At 64.7% G+C, this 24,566-nt stretch carries 20 protein-coding genes; 6 read left to right on the forward strand and 14 right to left on the reverse strand.

The window, feature by feature from the left end; genetic code table 11:
- Positions 1-274: 274 nt before the first annotated feature.
- The 4 genes from QA649_RS28700 (at position 275) to QA649_RS28715 (ending at position 4,980) form a co-directional block, all read left to right on the forward strand.
- Positions 275-814 carry a TRAP transporter small permease subunit gene (locus QA649_RS28700; protein ID WP_145831530.1) on the forward strand — a complete coding sequence of 180 codons (540 nt, stop codon included), beginning with the start codon at positions 275-277 and terminating at the stop codon, positions 812-814.
- Positions 811-2,412, forward strand: coding sequence for a TRAP transporter large permease subunit (locus QA649_RS28705; RefSeq protein WP_018645494.1), 1,602 nt, complete (start codon positions 811-813; stop codon positions 2,410-2,412). Before QA649_RS28700 ends, QA649_RS28705 begins: the two co-directional genes overlap by 4 nt.
- A gap of 236 nt (positions 2,413-2,648) precedes the next feature.
- On the forward strand, positions 2,649-3,932 hold the full coding sequence (locus QA649_RS28710; protein WP_283020137.1) for a M20/M25/M40 family metallo-hydrolase: 1,284 nt from the start codon (positions 2,649-2,651) through the stop codon (positions 3,930-3,932).
- Positions 3,933-4,014: 82 nt separating this feature from the next.
- The gene (locus QA649_RS28715) at positions 4,015-4,980 is read left to right on the forward strand and encodes an IS5 family transposase (RefSeq protein WP_283020138.1); all 966 of its coding nucleotides are present in this window, start codon (positions 4,015-4,017) and stop codon (positions 4,978-4,980) included.
- Between the two features lie 208 nt (positions 4,981-5,188).
- Here the strand turns inward: QA649_RS28715 and QA649_RS28720 are convergent, their stop codons facing one another.
- The 9 genes from QA649_RS28720 to QA649_RS28760 all read right to left on the reverse strand — a co-directional run bounded on the left by QA649_RS28720 (position 5,189) and on the right by QA649_RS28760 (position 16,981).
- Complete coding sequence (locus QA649_RS28720; RefSeq protein WP_283020139.1) at positions 5,189-6,580, reverse strand: ATP-binding protein; 1,392 nt, start codon at positions 6,578-6,580, stop codon at positions 5,189-5,191.
- A gap of 1 nt (position 6,581) precedes the next feature.
- Positions 6,582-7,256, reverse strand: coding sequence for a response regulator transcription factor (locus QA649_RS28725; protein ID WP_018645489.1), 675 nt, complete (start codon positions 7,254-7,256; stop codon positions 6,582-6,584).
- A 157-nt stretch (positions 7,257-7,413) separates the two neighbouring features.
- Positions 7,414-10,770 carry a CHAT domain-containing protein gene (locus QA649_RS28730; RefSeq protein ID WP_283020140.1) on the reverse strand — a complete coding sequence of 1,119 codons (3,357 nt, stop codon included), beginning with the start codon at positions 10,768-10,770 and terminating at the stop codon, positions 7,414-7,416.
- Between the two features lie 76 nt (positions 10,771-10,846).
- Positions 10,847-12,445, reverse strand: a complete 1,599-nt coding sequence (locus QA649_RS28735; protein ID WP_283020141.1) for a hypothetical protein — start codon at positions 12,443-12,445, stop codon at positions 10,847-10,849.
- A gap of 10 nt (positions 12,446-12,455) precedes the next feature.
- A complete protein-coding gene (locus QA649_RS28740) occupies positions 12,456-13,439 on the reverse strand; it encodes a CHAT domain-containing protein (RefSeq protein ID WP_283020142.1) in 984 nt (327 codons plus the stop codon).
- 267 nt (positions 13,440-13,706) lie between these two features.
- Positions 13,707-14,426, reverse strand: coding sequence for an SDR family NAD(P)-dependent oxidoreductase (locus QA649_RS28745; RefSeq protein ID WP_283020143.1), 720 nt, complete (start codon positions 14,424-14,426; stop codon positions 13,707-13,709).
- 53 nt (positions 14,427-14,479) lie between these two features.
- Positions 14,480-14,878: a cupin domain-containing protein gene (locus QA649_RS28750; protein WP_283026122.1), complete on the reverse strand. Its 399-nt coding sequence runs from the start codon at positions 14,876-14,878 to the stop codon at positions 14,480-14,482.
- Positions 14,879-14,996: 118 nt separating this feature from the next.
- Positions 14,997-15,689, reverse strand: coding sequence for a carboxymuconolactone decarboxylase family protein (locus QA649_RS28755; RefSeq protein WP_349254081.1), 693 nt, complete (start codon positions 15,687-15,689; stop codon positions 14,997-14,999).
- Between the two features lie 83 nt (positions 15,690-15,772).
- Positions 15,773-16,981, reverse strand: coding sequence for an arabinose transporter (locus QA649_RS28760; RefSeq protein ID WP_283020145.1), 1,209 nt, complete (start codon positions 16,979-16,981; stop codon positions 15,773-15,775).
- Positions 16,982-17,092: 111 nt separating this feature from the next.
- On the opposite strand from QA649_RS28760, the gene QA649_RS28765 reads away from it, so the two are divergent.
- Positions 17,093-17,992 (forward strand): LysR family transcriptional regulator, encoded by a 900-nt coding sequence (locus tag QA649_RS28765; protein ID WP_283020146.1) that lies wholly within the window; start codon positions 17,093-17,095, stop codon positions 17,990-17,992.
- 31 nt (positions 17,993-18,023) lie between these two features.
- Here the strand turns inward: QA649_RS28765 and QA649_RS28770 are convergent, their stop codons facing one another.
- The gene (locus tag QA649_RS28770; protein ID WP_283020147.1) at positions 18,024-18,608 is read right to left on the reverse strand and encodes a MarR family transcriptional regulator; all 585 of its coding nucleotides are present in this window, start codon (positions 18,606-18,608) and stop codon (positions 18,024-18,026) included.
- 589 nt (positions 18,609-19,197) lie between these two features.
- Between QA649_RS28770 and QA649_RS28775 the strand changes: the two genes are divergently transcribed.
- Positions 19,198-20,736 (forward strand): FAD-dependent monooxygenase, encoded by a 1,539-nt coding sequence (locus QA649_RS28775; protein WP_283020148.1) that lies wholly within the window; start codon positions 19,198-19,200, stop codon positions 20,734-20,736.
- Here QA649_RS28775 and QA649_RS28780 read toward each other — a convergent pair.
- The 4 genes from QA649_RS28780 to QA649_RS28795 all read right to left on the reverse strand — a co-directional run bounded on the left by QA649_RS28780 (position 20,728) and on the right by QA649_RS28795 (position 24,559).
- Positions 20,728-21,078, reverse strand: coding sequence for a hypothetical protein (locus QA649_RS28780; protein ID WP_283020149.1), 351 nt, complete (start codon positions 21,076-21,078; stop codon positions 20,728-20,730). The genes QA649_RS28775 and QA649_RS28780 overlap by 9 nt on opposite strands.
- A gap of 520 nt (positions 21,079-21,598) precedes the next feature.
- The gene (locus QA649_RS28785; protein WP_283020150.1) at positions 21,599-22,687 is read right to left on the reverse strand and encodes a TRAP transporter substrate-binding protein; all 1,089 of its coding nucleotides are present in this window, start codon (positions 22,685-22,687) and stop codon (positions 21,599-21,601) included.
- 194 nt (positions 22,688-22,881) lie between these two features.
- Positions 22,882-24,024 carry an Mrp/NBP35 family ATP-binding protein gene (locus QA649_RS28790; protein ID WP_283020151.1) on the reverse strand — a complete coding sequence of 381 codons (1,143 nt, stop codon included), beginning with the start codon at positions 24,022-24,024 and terminating at the stop codon, positions 22,882-22,884.
- 85 nt (positions 24,025-24,109) lie between these two features.
- On the reverse strand, positions 24,110-24,559 hold the full coding sequence (locus tag QA649_RS28795) for a VOC family protein (protein WP_283020152.1): 450 nt from the start codon (positions 24,557-24,559) through the stop codon (positions 24,110-24,112).
- Positions 24,560-24,566: the final 7 nt, after the last annotated feature.

Genomic DNA, 24,566 nt, shown 5'->3' on the forward strand with positions numbered 1-24,566 from the left:
GTTAAGCTTTTGAGCCGGCGTCAATTTGTCCATTTTCCGATTGACGGCAGGTGACGCCGCTGGTTTGGTGCGACCGCCTTTGCTTGCCCGGCAGCAATAAGCCGGCCCGCCCGTTGGCGGTCGCGGTCAAGACGGCAAGGCACGAGGGGAGGACTGACGCCGCAACGCTTTTCGGAAAAAGAGCCGTGCGGTCGCGTGCTTTTTCGCATGCGGACCGAGCGATGCGTGCTGATGCTGCTCCCGTGAAGTTAGACCGCGACGGAGAAAAAATAAGATGCGTCCATTGCTGGCGGTGAGCAACGCCATCGACCTTCTCAATGAGAAGATCGGCTACGTCTGTAATCTCCTGGTGCTTCTGTCATGCCTGGTCAGTGCGGCCAACGCCATGATCCGCTACGCCTTCAGCTACTCCTCCAACGGCTGGCTGGAGATGCAATGGTACATGTTCGCGATCCTGGTGATGTTCGGCGCGTCCTACACCTTCAAGCGCAACGAGCACGTCCGGGTCGAAATCTTCTATCTGCTGCTGTCCGAGCGCGGCCAGCTCCTGCTCGACCTGATCGGCACGCTGTTCTTCCTGATCCCCGCCTGTCTCCTGCTCGCCTATCTGTCCTGGCCGTTCTTCATGCAGGCCTATGACGTCGGCGAGATGTCCGGCAATGCCGGCGGCCTGATCCGCTGGCCGATCAAGTTCGTAATTCCCGCCGGCTTCGTCCTGCTGGCGCTCCAGGGTGTTTCCGAAGTCATCAAGCGTATCGCGGCTCTCCAGGGCTATGTGACGATCGACGCCAAGTACGAGAGGCCGACCCAATGATTACGCTGGAAATGATGCCGCCGCTGATGTTCGGCGGCCTGGTTCTGGCGATGCTGATCGGCTTCCCGGTGGCGTTCACGCTCGCCGCGGTCGGCCTGTCCTTCGGCTTCCTCGCCATCCATCTCGGCTTCTTCGACCTCAACTTCCTCCAGGCCATTCCCGGCCGCGTGTTCGGCAGCGTGCTCTCCAACGAGCTGCTGCTCGCGATCCCGTTCTTCACCTTCATGGGCGCGATATTGGAGAGATGCGGCCTCGCCGAGGACATGCTGGATTCGATGGGCCAGCTGTTCGGCCCGGTCCGCGGCGGCCTCGGCTATTCCGTGATCATCGTCGGCTTCATCCTCGGCGCCATCACCGGCACGGTGGCGGCGCAGGTGATCGCCATGGCACTGATCTCGATGCCGGTGATGATCCGCTACGGCTACAACATGCGCTACATCACCGGCGTGCTGGCTGCCTCCGGCACCATCACGCAGCTGGTGCCGCCCTCGCTGGTGCTGATCGTGCTCGCCGACCAGCTCGGCAAGTCGGTCGGCGACATGTATCTCGGCGCCTGGGGTCCCTCGGTGTTCCAGATCATGCTGTTCGCCGGCTACACCTTCATCCTCGGCCTGATCAAGCCGGGCCACGTGCCCCCGGTGCCGAAGGAGGCCCGCACGCTGACCGGCTGGGCGTTGTGGAAGAAGTGCCTGATGGGCATCATCCCCTCTGCCGTCCTCATCTTCGTCGTGCTCGGCACCATGATGATGGGCCTTGCGACGCCGACGGAAGCCGGCGCCATGGGCGCGGTCGGCGCCATCGTGCTCGCCGCGATCCACCACAAGGATTTCACCTCGAACGATCGCAAGGTACTGGTCATTGGCGTGATCGCCGCCGGCATCGGCACCATCATCGCGATGCTGTACAGCGAGAATCTGATCTTCAAGCTCGCCTTCGCGGTGACTTATCTCGCGGTGGCGTGGATCTGCTTCCAGGCCGCGCGCATCCCGGACCTGCGCGACCTCATCAAGCAGGGCTACGAATCCACCATGCGCCTCACCTGCATGGTCACCTTCATCCTGATCGGCTCGACCTGCTTCTCGGTGGTGTTCCTCGGCGTCTCCGGCGGCGTCTGGCTCGAGCATCTCCTGACCTCGCTGCCCGGCGGCGTCTGGGGCTTCCTGATCTTCATCAACCTCTTCATCTTCTTCCTGGCGTTCTTCCTCGACTTCTTCGAGATCGCCTTCATCATCCTGCCGATGATCGCGCCGATCGCGCAGAAGATCCTCGCCCCCGTCGTGGGACCGGACGCTGCGCTGATCTGGTTCGGCGTGATGCTGTGCGTGAACATGCAGACCTCGTTCCTGCATCCGCCGTTCGGCTTCGCGCTGTTCTACCTGCGCGGCGTGGCTCCGAAGGAAGTGAAGAGCTCCGACATCTATTGGGGCGCGATGCCGTGGATCGGCCTGCAGATGATCATGGTGCTGCTGGTGATCATCTTCCCGTCCGTGGTGACGGGTCTGCTCGACAAGCCGCTCAACGTCGATCTCGACAAGGTCAAGATCGAGGTCCCGCAGATCGAGCTGCCGCCGCTGGATCTGGGACCACCGCAGAAGTAAGCGGCGCGCTTTCTTCCTTCTCCCCTTGTGGGAGAAGGTGGCGCGAAGCGCCGGATGAGGGGTTGTCTCGGCGAACTCAAGTGAGAGTGGGACTCGCGGAGAGAACCCCTCACCCGTCTCGCCGCTAACGCGGCGAGCCACCCTCTCCCGCAAGGGGAGCGGGTTCAGCAGCGCGCGTGACAAGCGTCGCGAACACAGGCATACCGGCTCCTTCTTCAACCGAAGGACCGCCGCGGATGCCCCGATCTGTTCCCTCGCTCGTCGCTCCGTTGATCGCCTCGCTGTGGCTGGCATGTGCCGCCACCGTCACGCACGCCGAGCCGGTGGCCGATGTCCACGCGCTGGCACAGAAGGAGCAGCAGCCGCTGCTCGACACGCTGCGCGATCTCGTCAGCATCGAATCCGGCAGCAAGGACATCGACGGCCTGAACCAGATCGCCGGGCGGGTCGCCGACCAGCTCAAGCAGCTGGGCGGCACGGTGGAGATCCTGCAGCCCACCGACATCTATCGCCTCGACGACACGCCCGAGAAGATTGGTCCGGCCGTGCACGCCGTGTTCAAGGGCACCGGAGCTAAGAAGATCATGCTGATCGCCCATATGGACACGGTGTACCTGAAGGGCATGCTGAAAGACCAGCCGTTCCGCGTCGACGGTGACAAGGCCTATGGCCTCGGCATCGCCGACGACAAGCAGGGCGTCGCGCTCATTCTCCACACCGTGGCGATGCTGCAGAAACTGAACTTCAGGGAATACGGCACGCTCACGGTGCTCACCAACGGCGACGAGGAGATCTCCTCGCCGGGCTGGCGCAGCACCATCACGAAACTCGCCTCGGATCAGGACGTGGTGTTCTCGTTCGAAGGCGGCGGCACCGACGGTACGCTGCGGCTCGCCACCAGCGGCATCGGCTCGGCCTATCTCTCGGTGATCGGCAAGTCGTCGCATGCCGGCGCAAGGCCCGAGGGCGGCATCAACGCACTCTACGAGCTCTCGCACCAGGTGCTTCAGATGAAGGACCTGTCCAAGCCCGAGCAAGGCCTGAAGCTGAACTGGACCGTCTCCAAGGCCGGGACCAACCGCAACGTGATCCCGGCCGAAGCCACGGCCCAGGCCGATGCGCGCGCGCTCAAGGTCTCGGATTTCGACGAGCTGGAAAAAGCGCTGCAGGAGAAGATCAAGAACCGCCTGCTGCCCGATTCCAAGGTCGAGCTGAAATTCGAGGTGCGCCGTCCGCCGCTCGAGGCCAACGACGCCTCGCGCCGCGTGGCGGCCTACGGCAAGACGATCTATGGCGAGCTCGGAATGCCTCTCAAGGTCGACGAGAAGGCGACCGGCGGCGGCACCGACGCCGCCTTTGCCGCGCTCAAGACCAAGGGCGCGGTGGTCGAAGGCATGGGCCTCTCGGGCTTCGGCGCGCATTCCAATGATGCCGAATATGTGAAGCTCGACACTATCGTGCCGCGACTTTACCTCGCCACGCGCATGATCATGGACTTGTCCAACAGCAAGGTGAAATAGCGCGCCGCTTTTTTCCTTCTCCCCTTGTGGGCCTGTTGCGTAATTCGCCAGTTGTGATTCCCTAGGGCAAAGCCTTGAGGGGATGACGATGGCGGTTAAGCGGACGGGACAGCCGAGCTTTGTGGAAGCACTGATGCCGAAGGGGGCCGGCGCCAATGCAGCGCTGGATCGGCTGGCTGGCCTGGTCAAGTGGTACCGGTTCGAGAAGCTGATCGGCCATCTGCGGGATGAAGGGAGCCCCGGTCGTCCAGGCTATCCGGTGCTGGTGCTGTTTCGTGCGGTGCTGTTGCAGTCGCTCTATGGTCTTTCGGAACGCGAACTCGAGGAAGCGTTGGGCGACCGGTTGTCGTTCAAGCGCTTCGTCGGTTTGAGCCTCGAAGATGCGACGCCCGACCACACGGTTCTGAACCGCTTCCGGAACCAGCTCGTCGAACAAGGGCTGTTGGAGAAGCTGTTTGGCGAGCTGGATCGCCAGCTCGAGAATGCCGGGGTCATCCTCAAGCGCGGCACGATGCTGGATGCGACCTTGATCCAGGCGGTGTCAACCCCTCCGAAGCAGGATCGTCCCTCAAACGACCCAGATGCCCGGTTTACCAAGCGGCAGGGCAAGGGTGGTTCGACCTTCGGCTACAAGGCTCACATGGGTGTCGACGAGGGATCCGGCCTGATCCGCGCAGTCCTGACCACGCCCGCCAATGTCAACGACACAACGCCGGCCGACGAACTGATCCGTGGCGATGAAGCCGTGGTGTGGGCCGATGCAGCCTACGACACCCATGCCCGACGGGCTCGGCTGAAAGCGGAAGGCAAGAAGCCCCGCATCGCCCGTCGTCCCAACCGACATCACCCGGAGCTACCGCCTCGGCTCAAACGCTACAACCTCCTCATCGCGCGCCGACGAGCCCAGGTCGAGACCACCTTCGCCACTCTCAAACGCCGCATGCGGCTGACCTGCATCCGCTATGTCGGTCTCATGAAGGCAAGCGGGCAGGTCCTGCTTGCCTCCATCGCGTTCAACATGAGGCGCTGGGCCGCGCTCGCCGCCTGAGACGCCCGCCAAGGGCACCAAGTACAGATCTCGGCCTGACAATCGGCGTCAACACAGCCCTCTCTCCCTACGTCTCCTGCCTCAAAAGGCCGTAGCGCAACAGGCCCCTTGTGGGAGAAGGTGGCGCGAAGCGCCGGATGAGGGGTTGTCTCGGCAAGCTCAACAAAGAGTTTGGCTCGCGGACAAAGACCCCTCACCCGTCTCGCCGCTATCGCGCCGAGCCACCCTCTCCCACAAGGGGAGAGGGTAAAGCGCCCTCCTCCGCCAGCCGAAACCGCAACGTGAACTCCGCGCCGCCGCCGGGAAGGTTCGCCACCGCCACCGTCGCGGCGTGATCGTCGGCGACGCCGCGCACGATCGAGAGGCCGAGGCCGGCGCCGTCGCTGCGCTGGCGGTCGGCGCGCCAGAAGCGCTGGAAGATCAGGTCGCGCTCGGATTCCGCGATGCCCGGGCCGCAATCGCGCACGCGCACGGAGCCGTCCTCGCCGACCTCGACGTCGACCGCAGTGTCCGTCGCGGTGAACTTGATGGCGTTTTCGGCGAGGTTGAAGATCGCGCGCTGGAGCATCTCCGCATTGCCGTGGATCAGCACCGGCGCATCGGTGCCCTTCAGCGCGATGTCCTTGTGCTGGGCGAGTGCGAACGGCGCGATCGAACCGACCACCTCGGTGCAGACCGCGCGCAAATCGGCGGTCTCGCCGGGATCGAGCACCAGCGTGTCGAGCTCGGCGATCTCCAGCAACTGGGCGACGATGCGGCTCATGCTCTCGATGTCGGCATGCAGCGCCTCTCTTGCCGCGCCGTCATGCAGCGTCTCGATCCGCGTGCGCAGGATCGCGAGCGGCGTGCGCAACTGATGCGCCGCATCCGCGGTGAACTGGCGCTGCACGCGAAAGCCGTCCTCGAGGCGGTCCAGCGCCTGGTTCACGGCGGTGACGAGCGGCATGATCTCGCGCGGGATCTGCTCGGTCGGCAGGCGGACGTCGGTGCGCGCCGGGCCGATATTGCTGGCTTCCTCCGAGGCCTTCCACAGCGGCGCGATCGCGCGGCGGAAGATGATGATGTCGGTGGCGAGCAGGACCAGCAGGATCGGGATGGTGATCCATCCCACCCGCCGGAAGAAGTTCGAAATGATGTCGTCGATGATGACGTCGCGATGCGAAAGGTCCTCGGCGACGCGGATGCGCACCGTCTTGCCCTCGATGACGCGCGTCACGCCGGCGCCGGAAATCGTCTCCGACAGCGGCGGCGCCGGTGTCGCGGCACCCGCCTTGCGGCGGGACGAGAACAGCACACGGCCGTCCTCATCGCGGATGTCGTAGAGATACCGGCCATAGGCTTCCGAATAGAGACCTCGCAGGCTGTCCGGCAGAATGAACGTCAGCGTCCCGTCCGCCTGCGGGACGATGCGTTCGCCGAGCACCTCGGCCTGGGCGCGCATGGCGTCGCGATGGAGCTGGTCGACCTCCGAGTTGAGCAGCCAGAACAGCACCAGCGGCAGGAAGATCGCGACCACCGCGACCGCGACGATGTGCAGGAACACGATGCGCCAGATCAGCGATTTGAACGTCGGCCTGGCGGATGACCGGGCGCCGGACACGCTATTTCTCCTCGGCCATCAAATAGCCGACGCCGCGGATGGTGTGGATCACGACCTTGGCGCCGTGCTCGGCGAGCTGCTTGCGCAGCCGCGAGACGTAGACCTCGACCGCGTTGGAGGCGACCTCGCCCTCGAGGCCGAAGATGTGGTCCTCGACGTTCTTCTTCGGCACCACCCGCCCCTGCCGGCGCAGCAAAATCTCGAGCACCGAGGTCTCGCGCGCGGAGATGATCCGCGGCTGGTCGTCGACGAAGATCTGGCGGCTCTCGGTGTCGTAGACGAGGTTGGCCAGATGCAGCGAGCGGCCGAGCAGCTGGCCCGGCCGGCGCAGGATCGCCTCCAGCCGCGCCACCAGCTCCTCCATCGCGAACGGCTTTGCGAGATAGTCGTCGGCGCCGCTGCGCAGGCCGCTGACGCGGTCCTGCAGGCCGCCGCGCGCCGTCAGCACCAGCACCGGCAGCGGTTCCATCTGCCGGCGCAGCTCGCGCAGCACCGACAGGCCGTCGCCATCGGGAAGACCGAGGTCGAGGATCATCGCGGCGTAGCTGACGCTGCTGACCGCCTCGCGCGCCTCGGCCGCGCTGCCCACGATGTCGCTCTCATAGCCGGCCGCCGACAGCCCGGCGGCCACGAGCCGCGACAGCTCGGCATTGTCCTCGACGATCAGAAGGCGCATCGCATTTCCCGCCGGATGTCCCGGTGTCACGGCACGGCTCGCGCCGCATCCGTGCTCTCTTCCCCCATTCGACCGGTTTCGGCCAGCGAAAAAGCACTCTGGCAGGAAGCTCCTGTCAGGTTCATGTAAGCGGAGGGCGAGCGATGGATCCCGCTGCCTAGGAGGCATCCGGGACGCGGGCGAACGGATTGCCGTACACGGAATAGGCCAGCCAGGTCAGTTCCTTGCGGTTCTTGGCGGCCTCGCGCGCGGCGCGGACGGCGTCGACCAGCGTATCCCCGCCCTTGAGCGAGCGATAGAACGCCTCGGCAAAGCTGTAGGCCAGCTTATCGTCGACCGACCAGAGCGCGCCGACCAGCGCGCCCGCACCGCGCTCGGAGTACGGCCGCAGGAATGCGTCGACGAAACCGGCGACACCGCCGCCGATGCCGCGCCCGGCGCGCCCGGTCTGGCAGGCGTTGATGAAGACCATCGGATTTGGCCCGCTCTCGGCGAACCGGGCATAGGCCTTGACCTGATCCGCCGAGAGCGAGTCCTGCGCGAAATTGCCGTCGACCTTGGCGCCCGTCATCAACAGGTCAGCCGTCATCACCGCCCGCTGGGCCGCCTCGCCATGGCAGGCAAAGTGCAGCACGTCGCAGTCCTTCGCATCCTTCTGCAGGAAGCCGGTCACCGCGATGCTCTCGGCCGTCACCTCGCGGGGGCTGCCGAACAGCTTGGCCAGCATCTGGCGTTCGGCATCGGCGCCTTCGAGCCGCAGGCCGGGATCGACATAGGCCGGGATCACGCAGTTGACGCGATCATTGCGCATGGCGAGCTGCGGACCTGGCCACGGCGTGCTGTGCAGCCAGCGCACCAGCCCCCATTCCGCGAGAAAACCCTTGCCGTCCGGCCCGGACTTCCGATCGTTGATGTAGAGCAGCTCCCAGGGAATGAACGGCTCCTCGGAGATGACCTGGATCGCGCGGATCGCGTCGCGGTGGGTCCACAACGCCTCGCGGACCCTGTCCGGCAACAACTCGTTGGCCATGACGATTCCGTTGGCCTGCAGGCGCGACAGGAACTGGTCATACAAGCGGTTCGTTGCGAGCCACGCGCTCTCGATGCCCTTGAAGATCTCCGCAACGTAGACATCGCGGGAGAAGCCGCCTGGAAGCGTGCGCGATTCCGAAACCGCGATGTTCGGATCGACGCAGGCAAGATCGAAGCGCAGCGTCACCTTGCCGCTCTCCATGATCTCGTAGATCCGCAGCACCGCCGGCTCGTCCGGATGCGCCGCCATGGCCAGTCCGGCCTGGCTCTTGCGCAAGGTCTTGCTGTCGGCGTCGACGAACACGGGGGCCAGGGCGAATGACGCGAGAATGCGCGGGCCCTGCCGTGCTTCGACCAGGATGTCGGCCGCGCCTTCCGCCGTGCCCTCTACGACGAAGCGTAGCGACTCCGCTCGCTGACCCTGCGGCAGGTCGATCTCGGCGCTGGCCTCTCCGATAACCCGGCAATTCTTGCGCGCGATGACCTCGACGACGATGGCGCGGGCCGTATCGACATTGACCGGCGCATTCAGGGCGGCCGAGGCCGGGCTCTCCGCCGCCTCGATCTTCTGTCGGGAGACCGTGACGAACAGCGGGACCGGCTTCTTCGGCGGCGGATGAGACTCGATCTCCGCCGCGAAATAGCAGGCGGCGGTTCGTGAACCGGGCGACGTCGATGCCGGGGGCGGCGTGTCACCTGCGGCAGGCGCCTCCCTTGCCTCGGCTGGCCTCGCAGATGGAGCCGAGCGCGATCGCGTCCGTCGCAATGTGAGCGTGTCCGGCATCGAGCCGGATCCGGGGCTTTCCCATTCGCGCGCAGCCGAACTTGATTCAAGCGGGCTTTCGACGATGGACGCCACGCCCCGCCTCGATCGCCGCGGCGGCGGCTGCTGCAGATCGATTTGCGCCGGGACGCTCTCGGGACGAGCTGCCCCAAGACCCAGCCACTCGCTCAATTTCGAAGGGACGACATCTGTTGCAAAATACGTGGTGTGAAACACGTCGTCCGTATCGCCGAAAGCAAATGTCGCGTCCTTCGCAAGGCGCGGGCCGCGGGTCCCGAACGATGTCATCGACGCCGTATCCACCACCAGATCGTTGTCGAGCTGGAACAGGCGGTTTGTCACGCGATCGGCAATGAACTCGGCGAACTCCTTCGTCACGCCCTTGTCGGGCGCGATCTGCGCGACGAAATTCGACGTGATCGCATGATAGGCTGCGAGCCTGTCGAGAGGACCGGCCGCTCCGTTCAACTCCCTCACGAGATCGCTCGTCGGCCGCATCGCGGCAAGCCCGGGCACCCGGCCCTCGTCGATGGCGACTTCGGAAAACGCCTGGACGAAACGGCCGACGGTCTTGATCCCCTGCGACACGACGGGGCTCAGCGCAGCACCGCCTGCGAGGAATGAAACCGCGCGGACGCCGGCCATGATCCCGTTGGTGTAGAGATCGATCATCGCCGCCCAGTTCTCGGGCTCGGCCAGATGTGTTCCGGCATTGGTGCAGCCGACAAAGATCGCCTTGCCGAGCCGGATGTCCGGCCGCTCGTCCGCAAGCAGGTTTTCGGCCACGCGATAGACCAGTCCGCCGCGACTGTGGATGACGGCGTCGATCGAGGAATTCTTGGGGATGCCGAGCGCCTGCAGCGCGGCGACGAGAGCGGCCGCATTCTCCCGGGGTGTGACGGTCAGGGTCTTGTGATCGAAGCCGAGCACGGCGTCGTAGTGCGCGCTGGCCTTCGACAGGAACGTCTTTCCGCTGTCGGAGCCGGCAAGCTGCGCGAAGCCGCTCGCCGTCGACGAGAACGTGCCATGCACCATGAGCAGGATCTTCAGCGGGCGGTCCTGCGGCAGTCGAGGCCGCGCCGATCGCGCCGGTGTCCATGCGGCCGGATCGAGCCCGGCCATCACCACGATGCCCTCTTCCCTGTCCCCCTCGATATAGTCAGTCGCCACATCGATCGCGGTTCGGGCGGCAAACTTCAGCACGTAGGCTCGGACCGGATCGATCAGCTTGTCGGACACCCAGTCGAGAACGGGACCGCGCTTGCCGCTGGCGGGGGCGACGCCGCGCGCCGAGCCCCTCGTCGTGGCCGTCAGCGGAAATACCAGAACCTGTCCACCTCCACGCTGCCTTGACGGTTGGCCCGCCGCTTGCGGATACGTCCAGGCATAGACGCCGCCTGCGCCCTCGATCAGGACCAGCGCCCTTTCAGACGGGCCGACTTCGACCTCGATCTGCGTCGGCGTCGATGCATCCCGTCGCAGCGCCCGCGTTCCCGGGCGCGTCGGCACCATCTCCACTTCGGCCGCAATGGTGAAGTCGGAGGCCGACAACGCCCCCTTGAGCTGATTGGCGCCATCGATCTGGCTGGCAGTGCCCCGGCGAAATCCGCGGCGGACAGGACCGTCCTGAACGATCCTGATTTCGACATCGTCGGGACCACGAACCACGATCCCGTTCGCTACTTCGAGTTCAGCCATGACTTCGCCCCTGTCCAGACGGCCTGCTTCGCCGCGTTCTCATGTGCCGCACGGACCTTGCGAGCCCGGCGCGAAATCAGGATCTGAGCTGCGTGCTCGGCTGAGACACCGGCGCCGCCCATTCGAGCCGGTTGCCGTCGAGCGCCGACGACTTCCGGATCAGCTTGTTGGCCTCGATGTAGGCTTCGGCGGTCGAGGGCACGAGATAGCCCATGACGAATCCGAGCACACCGAAAAGAGCGACGATGCCGGCGTAGACCAGCCAGGAGATGTACGGCATGTTCAGACCGAAATGTCTGCTTACCAATGTGAAGCCGATGAGAACGCAGAGCATGACGGACGCCATCACCACCGCATGGGTCGCGCCATCCCTCAGCCTTGCCTCGTGATAGTCCAGTCGGTCGGCCCTCAGCCGCACGTCGAGAAGAATGCTCAGGACCAGCGTATTGACCAGGAAGACCAGGGACACCAGCGAGCTCGCCGCAAGCGGATGACCGCTTGCCAGCCAGCCGGGCGCGATCGGGATCGCGCTGTAGGTGATCCAGAGCACAAAATTGCCGAGCAGATAGGATAGCGCGCCGAAGACGATGTAGGAGCGCCAGGGCAAGGCATACAGCGAGGGACGCGCGAAATTCGTCGAGGCCTTCGGATAGATCGCAAAGAAGATCGAGATCATCACGGCGACCGCATGTGCGCCGGAGGAGAGGCCTCCGGTCAGCGAGCCGACTTCATAATTCTTCGACAGGTTCATGAAGAACAGCGGTGCGACGGAGACCACGAAGTCGAGCACGAAGATGATCACCAGAGGCGCAAACGGCAGCGGCTGGGGAAGAACGGTCTGGTATCCGAAGCTGGAGATCAGCTCCATCCGGGAGTCGCGCCTGTCCACCACCGACAACGTCGCCTCGGCCAATCGGCGCTGGTAGGCGACACGCAGATCCTCGCATTCCTCGGAGATGAAGTCGGAAATCTCGTACGCGAGCTCCTCCGCGTCCAGGGCCGATACCGTGATGTCGTCCGTCAGCAGGAGGGCACGGGCCGACCGTCGCAGCATGCGCCGATATTGCCTTTCCATCTCGTCGAAGGCGGCTTTGCGGGCGCGGAAGAATCTCTTGAACCGCTTGTTGCCGCGCAGCTCGACGAAACTGGTGTGGAGGGAAGCGACCTGCTTGATCATGTTCGCGGCGCCGGGTGCGAGCACCTGGTCGTCATCGTTGAGAGCCTTCTCGATCAGCCTGGCGGGAACGCCGTACCCTTCGAGCTCGCGCTGCAACTCCGGCCTTGCCCGCTCCGTCACCTTGATGGGCGACCGCGCGATGGCGACGATGACGGTCTCCACGGCCTGCGGGTAGCGTGCCAGCGTCTGCATCATTCTTCGCAGGAAATCGATCACCCAGCCGAGCACTGGCAAATGGGGCGTCAGCACCATGAAGGCGATCGTCGCAGGGATCGCAACGACGAGGCCAGTTCCGCGCGACATCAGGATCGCGACGAAGAAATAGAACGTCACCGCGACCGTGACGTAGGCGAAGACCGCGAAATAATAGCGATCGCGCATCACGGCAAAGCGGATGTCCGCGGTCTCGAAAGGTGCGTGGAAGTCGATCGCGCTGACGACGCAGACCGCAATCGCACCGAGGCCGAGAGCTACGATCGACGGGTCAAGACCATGCATGGATGAAAACTCACTCCGATCCGGCCCGGTCCACGAAAATTTCCCCGTCGAGACCGCGCATGTACAGGACCGGCGAAATCCATTCGGCGAATTGCCGCGCCTTCAACTCGGCCCGGGTATGCGCCAGCGCGGCCTGGATCGAGACGCTCTCCGCCAGATAGGTGTAGAACGTATCGGCGAAGGCGAGACCCATATTGTCGCTGATCTCGAACTGCATGGCGATCACCGCCGGCACGCCGCCCTGGATGAGCTCGGCAGCAGTGCTCGAGAACAGGGAGCCTGGTTCGCCCTGCGCGCCGCTGCAGGAGTTCAGGACGACGAGGCTCGGCGTTTGCCCGGGCTGCGTCAGGAACGCTTTCAGGTCGTCGGCATAAAGCCGTTTCCCCTTCGGCCCGCCCTCCTCCTGGACCACGATGAAGCCCATCTGCCGCTCGGGATCGTGACCGCCGTGCCCGATGAAGTGAAACAGGTCCCACCGCTTGCCTTCGTCTCCCCTCAGGAAGCGGCGGTTGAGATCCCGAGCCTTCGCCGAGGGGATCCACGACAGTTTCAGCCTCTTGCCGTCGTCCAGCTCGCTCAACGCCTTCTTGATCGCGACCTGCTCGGCATCGACCTCGATCTCGTCCAGCGGCAATCCGTTCAGGACCTTGACCCGCGCGGCCATACCCAGCATCCGTATCGGCCTTGCCGCGGCCACCCGGCGCTCCTCGCCATAGTCGTCGACGGCCCGCATGAATGGCGTGCTTTGCGACGTCGTCACGTAGAAGCGGTTCTTCCTGTCGTACATCGTCTCCCACGGCACGTAGGCGAGCGTGGGGTCGGTGACCCGCAGACGGATCAGGAACGGCTGATCGTGCTTTCGCGCCGCCTGGGAGCATTCCTGATAGAGCTCGAGGATCTTGCGCTGAAAGATGAACTCGAAGAGCTGCGATCCGATCTCCTGCACGATCCGCTCGTCCGACCCCGAGGTCAGACCTCCGGCAGCGTCACGCAAAGCGGGTCTCGCTTCATCACTGCCACCTGTCGCGGACGCATTCGCGTTGCGCGCGGCAGCACACTGGAGAATTGCTTCCTGCAACGGCCTCAGATTCTGACGAAAGCTCGGCTTGAGCTTTTCGACTTCAATCTCGCGGCTCGATGAATTGTAGTCCGCGACGATGCGGCAATGACTTTCGCCACTATCTTCAATGGTCAGATTGAAAACCACTTTCGCCACGACGCAACCCTCAGCCGCGCAACAGCCGGCGCAAAAAAATCACGCCTACTCCAAGTCTATACCGGACAGAAAAGCGCGCAACGGGCGAATCGAGCCGGCGCTGTTCTCCGCATCTGCGGTGCCGGCATCCTGCCGGTCTGTTTTCCGTCCAGGACGCTCACCATCCATGGTGGGCGCCCGATTGAAATCCAATCGAATGATCGTCAAAACGACGCAGAACCGGCGTTCAGGCCTGCCGCTGCTCAGGACATGCGGCCAGCGCCGTGCCAGCGCGCAAGCCAGCGCGACCGCATGCAGCTTGCTCTCGGCATAGGCCTTGGCCGCGTCCCAGCTTCGCCGGGTCCAGTCGAGGTCGCGCAACGAGCCCTCGCCGCCGCGATGCAGGCCGCTGCTGAGATAGACCAGCCGTTTCGGCCGCGCGATCAGGGCCGTCAGCATGTACGGCGCCAGCGTGTTGATCGCCAACATGCCGGCATGGCCTTCCGCGGACGAACCGCGGCTCCGCTCGGTGTAGACGCCGGCATTGTGGATGATCGCGTCCATGCGTCCGATCGCGTTGACCTGGTCGGCGATGCCCTTCGTCTCGACGGCGCTTCGGAGGTCGCCGACCACGATGCCCGCGGCATGCGAGGCAAAGTCCGCAACCGCCGCGGCGCGATCGGCCGATCGCGCGTGCAGCACCACGCGGTGTCCCTGATCGATCAGCGATTGTGCAGCCGCCCGGCCAAGACCATCCGTGCTGCCGGTGATGAAGACGATCGCCATGCCCGGCTCCCTGGATTTTCGCAGAACGCAAGCCGATATAGCGGCTCTGCGCGCTATCCCCTGCGATATTGTTCGTCGCTGACCTTCTCCATCCAGTCAACGGTTTTGCCGCCGAGGGCTTCCTGAATGGCGATGTGGGTCATCGCCGTGGTCGGCGAAGCGCCGTGCCAATGCTTCAGTCCCGGCGGAAACCACACGACGTCGCCGGGCCGGATCTCCTCGACGGGGCCGCCCTCACGCTGCACCCAGCCGAGACCGGCGGTGACGATCAGGGTCTGGCCGAGCGGGTGCGTGTGCCAGGCGGTTCGGGCGCCCGGTTCGAACGTCACCTGACCGGCCGCCACGCGCGCAGGATCGGGCGCCTGGAACAGCGGATCGATGCGCACCGTTCCGGTGAACCAATCGGCCGGTCCCTTCTGGGAGGGGCGCGATCCGTTTCGTTTGATGTCGATGTCCATGTCAGGTTCCTTCTGTGCTGCGGCCGCAAGCGCCCGGTGAATTGCGATAGCAGCGGCGGCGCCGCCAATCAGCGCGCCCCTGCGTGTGACGTGAGGCATGGCCCGGCCTCCCTCAGCGCGGACGCTTCTCGATGACGTCCTTGACGACGGGCGCTGCGGAGAACGCGTTGGGCCAGCCGGCGTAGAAAGCGAGATGCCCGAGTACCTCGCCGGCCTCCTCACGCGTCAACCCGTTATCCATCGCCCGGTTCAAATGATAGGTGATCTGCGCCACCTGGCCGGTTGCGATCAGTGCACTCACGGTGACGAGGCTGCGGTCGCGCGGCGCCAGCGCCGGCCGCAGCCAGAGATCGCGGAACAGCACGTCGGTCGTGTATTGCACGAGGCTCGGCGTGATCTGTCCGAACTGCTCGCCGACCCGGCTCGCCCGCTGCTTCTCCGTGGCTTCGTCGAGCGGAAGCTGCGGCCCCGATGCCGGCGGCAGCTGATCGGCGCCGATGTTGCGGCTCCTGAACGCGTCCCTCGCCGCCGGGATCGCCCCCATCGCATTCGCCCAGCCGGTGTAGAAGGCCAGATGCGTGATGATCTCGGAGATCTCGGACGGCTTCACGCCGCCGTCGAGCGCGAGACCGAGATAGGTCGGCAGCTCCACCGTCTGGTTGCGGGCGATGAGAGCCGCAACGGTGACGATGCTGCGGTCCCGAACCGAGAGGCCCGGCCGCTTCCAGAGTTCGTCCTTGAGAACCTTCTGCGCATAGCCTTCGAGCGCGGGTGCGACGGCGCGGATGTCTTCGGGCTTGGACATAAGATTGGCTCCTTGTACCTCGCTGGCGGCGCTCACGTCGCCGGCGAGCAGACAGAACGAAAACAGGGTGACTGCGAGCAGCTTCATCGCGGGGATCCTTCCAATGTTGCGGGATGCACGATCAGCCATGAGGCGACGATTGCGGCGCAGAGCACGGTCATTGCGCTGACGAGAAACACGATGTTGAGCCGCGCACCGGTCGCGATCAGCCCGAGCGCAGGGCTCGCAAGCCCTTGCGCAAGGTCCAGGAAGGCGGTGTAGGCGCCCATGGCTAGGCCCCGGCTCTGCGCGGGAACGCGGCGCACGGCTTCGACGCCGAAGCCGGGATATACCAGCGAGAAGCCGAAGCCGGTCAGCGCTGCGCCGGCGAGCGCCATCTCAGGCCGGGCAGCGAGCCAGATCAACGCCTGCCCGACCGCTTCGATCAGCGCGCACACCAGCGCCACCTTTGCGCCGCCGACTGCGTCGGCCGCATGACTGAAGAACACCCGCGCCAGGATGAACGCGACAGCGTAGGCGCTGTAGGCGAGCCAACCGCTCGCCCATCCACGGTTCGCGAACAGCAAGGCGACGAACGTCGTCACCGCACCGAACCCGACGCTGCCGAGCGCCGAGCCGAAACCCGGCACCCACACCGAGCCGACGACCTGAACGAACGAGAGACGCGCCTGGTGCACCGGCGCAATCGCGGGAAGCGGCACGACGAGCAGCAGCGTCAGCAATGGAGCCACCGCCGTCGCGGCCGCGATCGCGGCAAATCCATAGGCAGCGTAGAGCGCGGAGCCTGCGGGCGCGCCGATCGCGAAGGCCGCGAACATCGCCGCCCCCACCCAGGCGATCACCTTGCCCGTGCCACGGCCGTCGGCGAGCGCAAGTCCCCAGCTCACGGCAGCGGTGATGATGAAGCTCTCGGCCGCGCCCAGCAGCCCGCGTCCGAGCAGTAGTATTGCGACCGAGATCAGCGGCGCCTGGGTCAACCCCAGCGAAGCCAGGTACAGCAGTCCGGAGGCGGCGGCCGCTAGCAAGCCAACAACCACGCCGCGCTTGGCTCCGCTTCTGTCCGAAAAGTGCCCCGCCCATGGCCGCGACACCAGGGAAGCTGCGAACTGACTGCCGGCGACGAGGCCGACCACGAAGGTGCCGAGGCCGAGCCCATCATGGACGTGAAGCGGAAGCACGGGCATCGCAACGCCGATGACGAGGAAGGCCACGAAGACCACGCCCATGATCGGCAGCAAGGCTGCAGCCCCGCGAGGGTCCGCGACCGGCTCCTGCATCGTCGTTGCCGACATGCCTCTCTCGGCTCCTGCTTCGTGGTCTGATTGGCTGAGCCGAACCTAGAGCTTCCGCGCTCCCCTGATTAGGTGATAGATTTCGAATGCAGTCATTAGCTGGGCTAATCAATGAACCGGGACGACGCCGGCGATCTCCTTGCCTTCCTCGCGGTGGCGCGCGAACGCAGCTTCACGCGCGCAGCGGCGAAGCTCGGCATGACGCAGTCCGCGCTCAGCCAGATCATCCGGAACCTGGAGGAGCGGCTCGGCATGCGGCTGCTCAACCGGACGACGCGGAGCGTCACGCCGACCCAGGCCGGCGAACGCCTGTTTGCAAGCATCGCTCCCAAATTCAGCGAGATCGACGCCGACCTCGCCGCGCTCAGCGAGCTCAGGGAGAAACCGGCCGGAACGGTGCGGCTGACCGCGACCGAATATGCGGCATCCGAAATCGTGCTGCCGGCACTGACGAAGCTCCTTCCGAAATACCCTGACATCCATGTCGAGATCGTCATCGACTACGGCCTCACCAACATCGTGGCGCAGCAGGTCGACGCCGGCATTCGCCCCGGTGAACTCGTGGCCAAGGACATGATCGCAGTGCGCGTCAGCCCCGACCTTCGCATGGCCGTGGTTGGTTCGCCTTCCTATTTCGTCGCACGCAAGCGCCCGAGGATCCCGCAGGATCTGACGCATCACAACTGCCTCAACCTGCGCCTTCCGACCCATGGCGGCAGCCTGTATGCGTGGGAGTTCGAGAAAGGCGGCCGCGAACTGAATGTGCGCGTCGACGGACAGCTCGTCTTCAACAGCGCCGGCCTTCTGCTGGACGGAGCGCTCAAGGGCCTGGGCCTCGCCTATCTCACGGAGGGACATGTGCAGCACCACCTGTCCGCCGGCAAGCTGGTCAGGGTGTTGTCGGACTGGTGTCCGCCGTTCTCGGGCTATCATCTGTACTATCCGAGCCGCCGCCAACCCTCGCCGGCCTTTTCGCTGCTGGTCGAGGCGCTCAGGTATCGCGGGAAATAGCAGACGCCTGCATGTCCTGCGCCACGAGGTCTTACGGGCCTGCCTGCAGCTGACCTCTCTCGCTTCGTTCCTCGAAATAGGCGCAAAGCAGGGTCGTGTCCTTCTGGGCGATGGGTTTCCTGAAGAACTGGCACCTGAAATGTCTGTCCTTTCCCTCGCCCCTCTCGATCAGGAACATGCATTCAGTGCAAATCTCGGCATGATGGCGGCGCTTGCCGACATCGAGCCCGTCGAGGACGCTGCGAAGCGTGTCGCGCAGCCGGGATCGGTCGATGACATCGAGTGCAACGAGCCGATCTCGCAGGGCATTCATCGGATCACGCTCGAGGAATTTCTCGCCCTCTGCCGTGAGACAGAGCGCAATCGAGCGCTTGTCTTCCGCAATTGGCTTGCGGACCATCAATCCCTTGCTCTGCAGCGCGGCGGCAATCTGCGATGCGGCGCTGCGGGTCGTCCCCAGGAAGCTGGCAAGAGCGCTCGGCGTCCTCGAAAACCTGTTTGCACGGGCAAGATAGCGCAAGGTCATCCATTCCCGGTCGCTCAGACCCGAAAGGCTGCCTTCAAAAATCCAGCTGTCGGCCGAGCGTACCAGGAGTTGTAAAATCTCAATTGCCATTGTCACTGATAAGTCCCCAGACAACGGCCGTCCTGGCATCTCGATCAAGGATCGAGATGCCGCCGTATTCGATGAAGGTTGAATTCCCGTCGGGACTTGTTGGGTCCGGTATACCGTCCCGTGAAGCCGGAACGGCGGTGATGATTCCGCCGCAGCTTCAGCCCGATTGCCGGTTCCCGATAGCCTGATCGTTCCGCAAAAGGAACACCGAAAAACTACGTATCGCGCATGTCGAGATGGCGGACATCAAGCCCCGCCCTCTCAAATAGAACGATTGAAGACGCACCCTGCACGCCGGAGCTGGCTACGAAGCGCCCCAACATGGCAGGAGCTGGTCAATAGCTCGCAGGAAAGCCCGTTGACGCGGCTGCGATCAAACGACTAAATGACCACGTCGGAAAAGGCAGACTTGGTCTGGTAAGCCCAAGTCCTTTCGGTAACGAAAGCTCTGGTCTTTGGCCTCAGGCCTGAGATCCCCACGACGAACACGGTCGCTGTTGAGGCGACCACACGTTCGTCCGTGAGGTCTCAAATCTGGGAAACGCTCCGGTCGAACATCGACAGTCGAATATCGACAACGGAGCATTTTATGCAGCCCTCCCACACGATTCCCTATGACGTGATCATCGCCGGCGCCGGTCCCGTTGGCCTGTTTCTGGCTTGCGAATTGCGGCTTGCCGGTTGTTCGGTGCTGGTGCTGGAGAAGGCACAAGCCCCGCACTCCCCGCTGAAGAGCCTGCCGTTTGGTCTGCGCGGCCTTTCGGTGCCGAGCATCGAGAGCTTCGAGCGCCGCGGCTTGCTGGATGATCTGAAAGCCCGCGCAGTGAGCCGCAACGCGCCGGCAGCCGCGCACTGGATGCAGCAGCAGCGACGCCCCGGCGGTCATTTCGCCGGCATCCAGTTCTTCCACGACCAGATCGACAGCACGCAATGGCCGTACCGCCTGCCCGGCCCGATCGGAAGCGTTGCGGCCGACATGGCGAGCATCGAGTCCATTCTTGCGATCCGCGCCGAGGCGCTGGGTACAGAGATCCGGCGCGGCTGCAGCGTCGAGGCCTTCACGCAATCGGGCGATGGCGTTGCCGTCGAGGTGACTGGCGCAACGTTCAACGGCCGCTGGCTCGTTGGTTGCGACGGCGGGCGTAGCAGCGTGCGAAAGGCGGCCGGCATCGGCTTCACCGGCACCGAGCCGGAGTTCACCGGCTATTCGGTGCAGGTCGAGCTGTCCGATCCGAGCGCGCTTAGGCCGGGTCGCCATTACACGCCCTCAGGCATGTACACATTTGCCGCGCCCGGTACGATCGCGATGGTCGATTTCGACGGCGGTGCGGCCCACCGCACAGAACCGCAGCGCGACCATATCGAGGCAGTGCTTCGCAAGGTCTCAGGCGTCGATGTAAAGGTGACTGCCCTGCTGCTCGCGACCACCTGGACCGATCGTGCCTATCAGGCAACCGGCTACCGCAAAGGCCGCGTTCTGCTCGCGGGCGACGCCGCGCACGTCCATTCGCCGCTGGGCGGCCAGGGCCTCAACCTCGGCTTCGGCGATGCCATGAATCTTGGATGGAAGCTCGCAGCGACCATTCGTGGCGATGCGCCGGCCCTCCTGCTCGACACCTATTCGGCCGAGCGACATCCGGCGGGCGCAAAAGTCCTCGACTGGTCACGCGCCCAGGTCGCGCTCATGCGCCCCAGCAGGAGTTCGCGCGCGCTCGAAGCAATCGTTCGCGATCTGATCGACACACGCGATGGTGCGACGTACTTCGCCGAACGCGTGTGGGGCGTCTCTCTCCGCTATGACCTTGGCGCTGGCCATGCTCTGGTGGGCCGAAGTGCGCCCGACTTCGAATTCGCCGACGGGACAAGGCTGAGCGAGCGCCTCAGAACCGGAAAAGGATTGTTGCTGGATTTTGACGACCGCTCATCGCTCCAGGCGCTTGCGAGCCGCTGGGGCGGCCGGATCAACTATGTTGCGAAAGACGTGAAGGATCGATTGGGCCTGACCGCCTTGCTCGTGCGCCCCGATGGCGTCGTGGCCTGGGCGACCGAAAAAACTTCGGGCGGTGAGGAAGTGTCTCGGGTCACTGCGCGATGGTTCGGCGAGCCCGATGCGCTGCCCCTAAGCTGACTGCGGTCGATGCCTCTGAAACGCGGCCCTGAGTTCTGCCAGTTGTTCGCCTGTCGCGCCCAACTCCGCCTCGGCTCGATTGGTCGGCAAGTCCACGTAAGCGATCGGCCGATCGAACTGGCTCGCCGTGAAGTCGTACCGCGTGCCTTCGATCCGGTTGTAGAAATGGTCGCCGGCCGGCAGCGGCGTCTTCAGCAGGTCACCGCCGAAGTGATCGTGGATCAGCAGCGACGTGACGTTGCATTGCCCCGCCGCTGGATTGTCAGCCCTCCATTGGCTGGAAGTCGACAGCGACCATGCCTTGCTCAGCGCGCGTTGAACGTCATCGGGATCGAAGCTCATCGTCATGTCCTGGGGATCGGCACCATGCACCGATTTCGGATTATACGATGATGACATTCTGCCACTGTTTTGCCCGACGAGTCAAAACGGCTCTCCGACTCGGCTGAGCCCCACTCCATCCGCTCGTCATTGCGAGCGCAGCGAAGCAATCCAGAATCTTTCCGCGGAGGGACTCTGGATTGCTTCGCGGAGCCTGTCATCGGGCCGCGCTTTGCGCGGACCCGTTGGCTCGCAATGACGATTGGAAACAGACGCGCGCCAAATGACGATGTCGGTCGTGCCAAGCAAAAATCGCCGCGTTGGCAACGGCCGCGCCAGGATTGCCCGGTCGCGCTGATTTCTCCTAACATGTCAGACGATTAGCCACGTCGCCCAGGACAACGTGCCTCACCCCGCCTCTACTGTGCATGGGGTTGTTTTCGATATTTTTTTGTTTGGCCCTTCCGACGCGCCGCGGCAAAGAAAAAGCCCGACCTCTTCTCGAGGCCGGGCTTTCCCCTCTTGCGACTTGTTCGAACGATCAGCCGCGAGTACGCGAGCGGATCATGAAGCTGTCGTAGGTGTATTCGGCGACCTGCCACCACAGATATTCGTCGGAGCGGTAAGCCTGCATGGCGTCGATCGACTTCTTGAAGTCGGCGTTCTTGGCCGAGATCTCCGCCCACAATTCGTTGGTCGACTTGAGGCAGGCCTCGAGCACCTCGTTGGTGAACGGACGAAGCTGGGTGCCGCCGGCAACCAGACGCTTCAGCGCCGCCGGGTTCTGCATGTCGTAGCGCGCGGCCATCCAGCTGTTGGCATTGGCCGCCGCGTTGGTGAGGATCGCCTGGTAGTTCTTCGGCAGCGAGTTCCACTTTTCCAGATTGGTGAAGGCATGGACCATCGGACCGCCTTCCCAGAAACCCGGATAATAGTAGTACTTGGCAACCTTGGCGAAGCCGAGCTTCTCGTCATCGTAGGGGCCGACCCACTCGGCGGCGTCGATGGTGCCCTTCTCCAGCGCCGGATAGATGTCGCCGCCGGCGAGTTGCTGCGGCACCACGCCGACCTTCTGCAGCACCTGGCCGGCGATGCCGCCGATGCGCATCTTCAGGCCGGAGAGATCGGCAACGGTCTTGATCTCCTTGCGGAACCAGCCGCCCATCTGGGTGCCGGTGTTGCCGCAGGGGAAGCCGATCACGTTCGACTTCTTGAAGAACTCGTTGCCGAGCTCCTGGCCGCCGCCCTGGTACCACCAGGAGTTCTGCTGGCGGGCGTTGAGGCCGAACGGCACCGAGGCGTAGATCGCCCAGGTCGGGTCCTTGCCGACGTAGTAGTACGAGACCGTGTGGCACATCTCGACCGTGCCGTTCGAGGTCGCGTCGAGCGCCTGGAGGCCGGGGACGACTTCGCCCGCCGCGAACACCTGGATCTGGAACTTGTTGTCGGTCATCTCGGCGACGTACTTCGCCAGCTGCTCGCCGCCGCCATAGATGGTGTCGAGCGACTTCGGGAAGCTCGACGTCAGGCGCCACTTGATCTCGGGCGAGGACTGCGCGATCGCCGGCGAGGCCACAGCGGTCGCCGCCGCGCCTGCTGCCGACACTTTGAGAAAATCACGACGCTTCATCTTCAGGTCTCTCCTTGCTGGGGCGTTTCCCCTTAACTTCTCTTTTTGCTGCCGCTCATTCCGGCGACGCGTTGGGCCCGCGCCGGTCCGAAGGGGGCTTGACTGCCGTGGGCCTTTAACACGGACGCGGCTCTTTCGGAACGCGACAATGGCATGACGGGGCTCTACGAAAGTCGCATGCCCGATGGGCTGCCTCAGGCCGCGGCGATGACGCCCTTGAGCTGGTCGCGGACCTGCCCCGCAATGGCGCGGTAGATCGCCGCATGGGGACCGTCCGGCTCGCTGTCGACGACGGGATTGCCGGCGTCCGAGGTGGCGCGAATCGCCATGTGCAGGGGGATCTCGCCCAGGAACGGCACTCCCAGCTTCTCGGCCTCGTGCCGCGCCCCGCCATGGCCGAAGATGTCGGATTTCGTGCCACAATGCGGGCACTGGAAATAGCTCATGTTCTCGACGATGCCGAGCACGGGCACGTTGACCTTCCTGAACATCGCAAGCCCCCGCCGCGCGTCGATCAGGGACAGGTCCTGCGGGGTCGAGACGATCACGGCACCCTTGAGCGGCACGTTCTGCGCCAGCGTGAGCTGGGCATCGCCGGTGCCGGGCGGCATGTCGACGACGAGCACGTCGAGCTGGCCCCAGGCGACGTCGCGCAGCATCTGTGTCACCGCCGACATCACCATCGGCCCGCGCCAGATCATCGCGGTCTCCTCTTCCACCAGGAAGCCGATCGACATGATGGCAAGGCCGAAGCGCCGCAGCGGAATCATCTTGCGCTCGCCATCCAGCTCCGGCTTGTCACGCAAACCGGTCAGCCGCGGCACCGAGGGGCCGTAGATGTCGGCATCGAGCAGCCCGACCTTGAGGCCGAGGTCGCGCAGGCCGAGCGCCAGGTTGAGCGCGGTGGTCGACTTGCCGACGCCGCCCTTGCCCGAGGCAACCGCGATGACGGCGGCAACGCCTGGAATCTCCGACTGCCGCGCCATCGGCGATTGGGCGCCGCCCTGCGGCGGCGGCTTGTGCGCATGGACCGGCTGCACGCCCGGCGCGCCGCGGCTCGGCTGCGGTGGTGGCGGAGGCGCCGAGCCCGGCTTGCGTTCGGCGGTGAGCGCCACCATCGCGGTGGTGACGCCCGGAATGGCGCGCACCGCGGCCTCGGCCTCGCCCCGGATGGGCTCCCAGGCCCGCGCCTCGGCGGCATCGACATTGATCGAGAAGAACACCTTGCCGTCGGAGGCGCTGATCGGGCTCAGCACATTGGCATTGGTGAGCGCAACCCCGCGCGGCGACTTGATCCGGGCGAGGCTGTCGAGAACCTGTTGCTGCGTCACGCTCAAAGCGCATCTCCCAAACGGGGCACGATCCGGTCAGATCAGGCCCAAGGCTTCAGGATGCCCCATTAGAGCGGAAACGACCAAAAGGCTACTGCCTGCCGATATCGTCAGCCATCTCGGCGGGCGCGGCGCCCTGCTCCAGGGCCGCCTCGTAGTTCAGCTCGATCATGACCCCGTTGGGGTCGTGGACGAAGATCTGCCAGAGGTCGCCGCCGGGCACCTGGCGGGAGTCGAACTTCATCCCTTTGGACGTCAGCCGCTGCTTCATGCCGTCAAACCCGCGGCTGACGAAGGCGACATGGTGGACAACGCCGGAATCCGGCTTTTGTGGCTCCGAGGTCGACGAAATATCGACGAGGTGCACCACCGCCTTGCCCTCGCTGTACATCCAGGCCCCCGGGAAGGCGAAATTCGGCCGGGCGCCTTTTTCCAGACCCAGCACGTCTTCGTAGAAGCGGACCGTCTCGGCCAGATTCCGGGTCCTTATGTTGAAATGATCGAGGACGCCAACGCTCACGCCGCCCAAACCCGCACCCATGTTTCGC

The sequence above is a fragment of the Bradyrhizobium sp. CB1717 genome, from assembly GCF_029714325.1.
Taxonomy (GTDB): Bacteria; Pseudomonadota; Alphaproteobacteria; order Rhizobiales; family Xanthobacteraceae; genus Bradyrhizobium.

Coding starts and splice junctions, on each gene's coding strand:
- QA649_RS28760 (WP_283020145.1), bottom strand. CDS start 16,981: ATGTCGGCAACGACGATGCAGGAGCCGGTCGCGGACCCTCGCGGGGCT.
- QA649_RS28780 (WP_283020149.1), bottom strand. CDS start 21,078: ATGAGCTTCGATCCCGATGACGTTCAACGCGCGCTGAGCAAGGCATGG.
- QA649_RS28725 (WP_018645489.1), bottom strand. CDS start 7,256: ATGCGCCTTCTGATCGTCGAGGACAATGCCGAGCTGTCGCGGCTCGTG.
- QA649_RS28705 (WP_018645494.1), top strand. CDS start 811: ATGATTACGCTGGAAATGATGCCGCCGCTGATGTTCGGCGGCCTGGTT.
- QA649_RS28785 (WP_283020150.1), bottom strand. CDS start 22,687: ATGAAGCGTCGTGATTTTCTCAAAGTGTCGGCAGCAGGCGCGGCGGCG.
- QA649_RS28700 (WP_145831530.1), top strand. CDS start 275: ATGCGTCCATTGCTGGCGGTGAGCAACGCCATCGACCTTCTCAATGAG.
- QA649_RS28730 (WP_283020140.1), bottom strand. CDS start 10,770: ATGGCTGAACTCGAAGTAGCGAACGGGATCGTGGTTCGTGGTCCCGAC.
- QA649_RS28765 (WP_283020146.1), top strand. CDS start 17,093: ATGAACCGGGACGACGCCGGCGATCTCCTTGCCTTCCTCGCGGTGGCG.
- QA649_RS28710 (WP_283020137.1), top strand. CDS start 2,649: ATGCCCCGATCTGTTCCCTCGCTCGTCGCTCCGTTGATCGCCTCGCTG.
- QA649_RS28775 (WP_283020148.1), top strand. CDS start 19,198: ATGCAGCCCTCCCACACGATTCCCTATGACGTGATCATCGCCGGCGCC.
- QA649_RS28715 (WP_283020138.1), top strand. CDS start 4,015: ATGACGATGGCGGTTAAGCGGACGGGACAGCCGAGCTTTGTGGAAGCA.
- QA649_RS28795 (WP_283020152.1), bottom strand. CDS start 24,559: ATGGGTGCGGGTTTGGGCGGCGTGAGCGTTGGCGTCCTCGATCATTTC.
- QA649_RS28735 (WP_283020141.1), bottom strand. CDS start 12,445: ATGCATGGTCTTGACCCGTCGATCGTAGCTCTCGGCCTCGGTGCGATT.
- QA649_RS28745 (WP_283020143.1), bottom strand. CDS start 14,426: ATGGCGATCGTCTTCATCACCGGCAGCACGGATGGTCTTGGCCGGGCG.
- QA649_RS28755 (WP_349254081.1), bottom strand. CDS start 15,689: ATGTCCAAGCCCGAAGACATCCGCGCCGTCGCACCCGCGCTCGAAGGC.
- QA649_RS28770 (WP_283020147.1), bottom strand. CDS start 18,608: ATGGCAATTGAGATTTTACAACTCCTGGTACGCTCGGCCGACAGCTGG.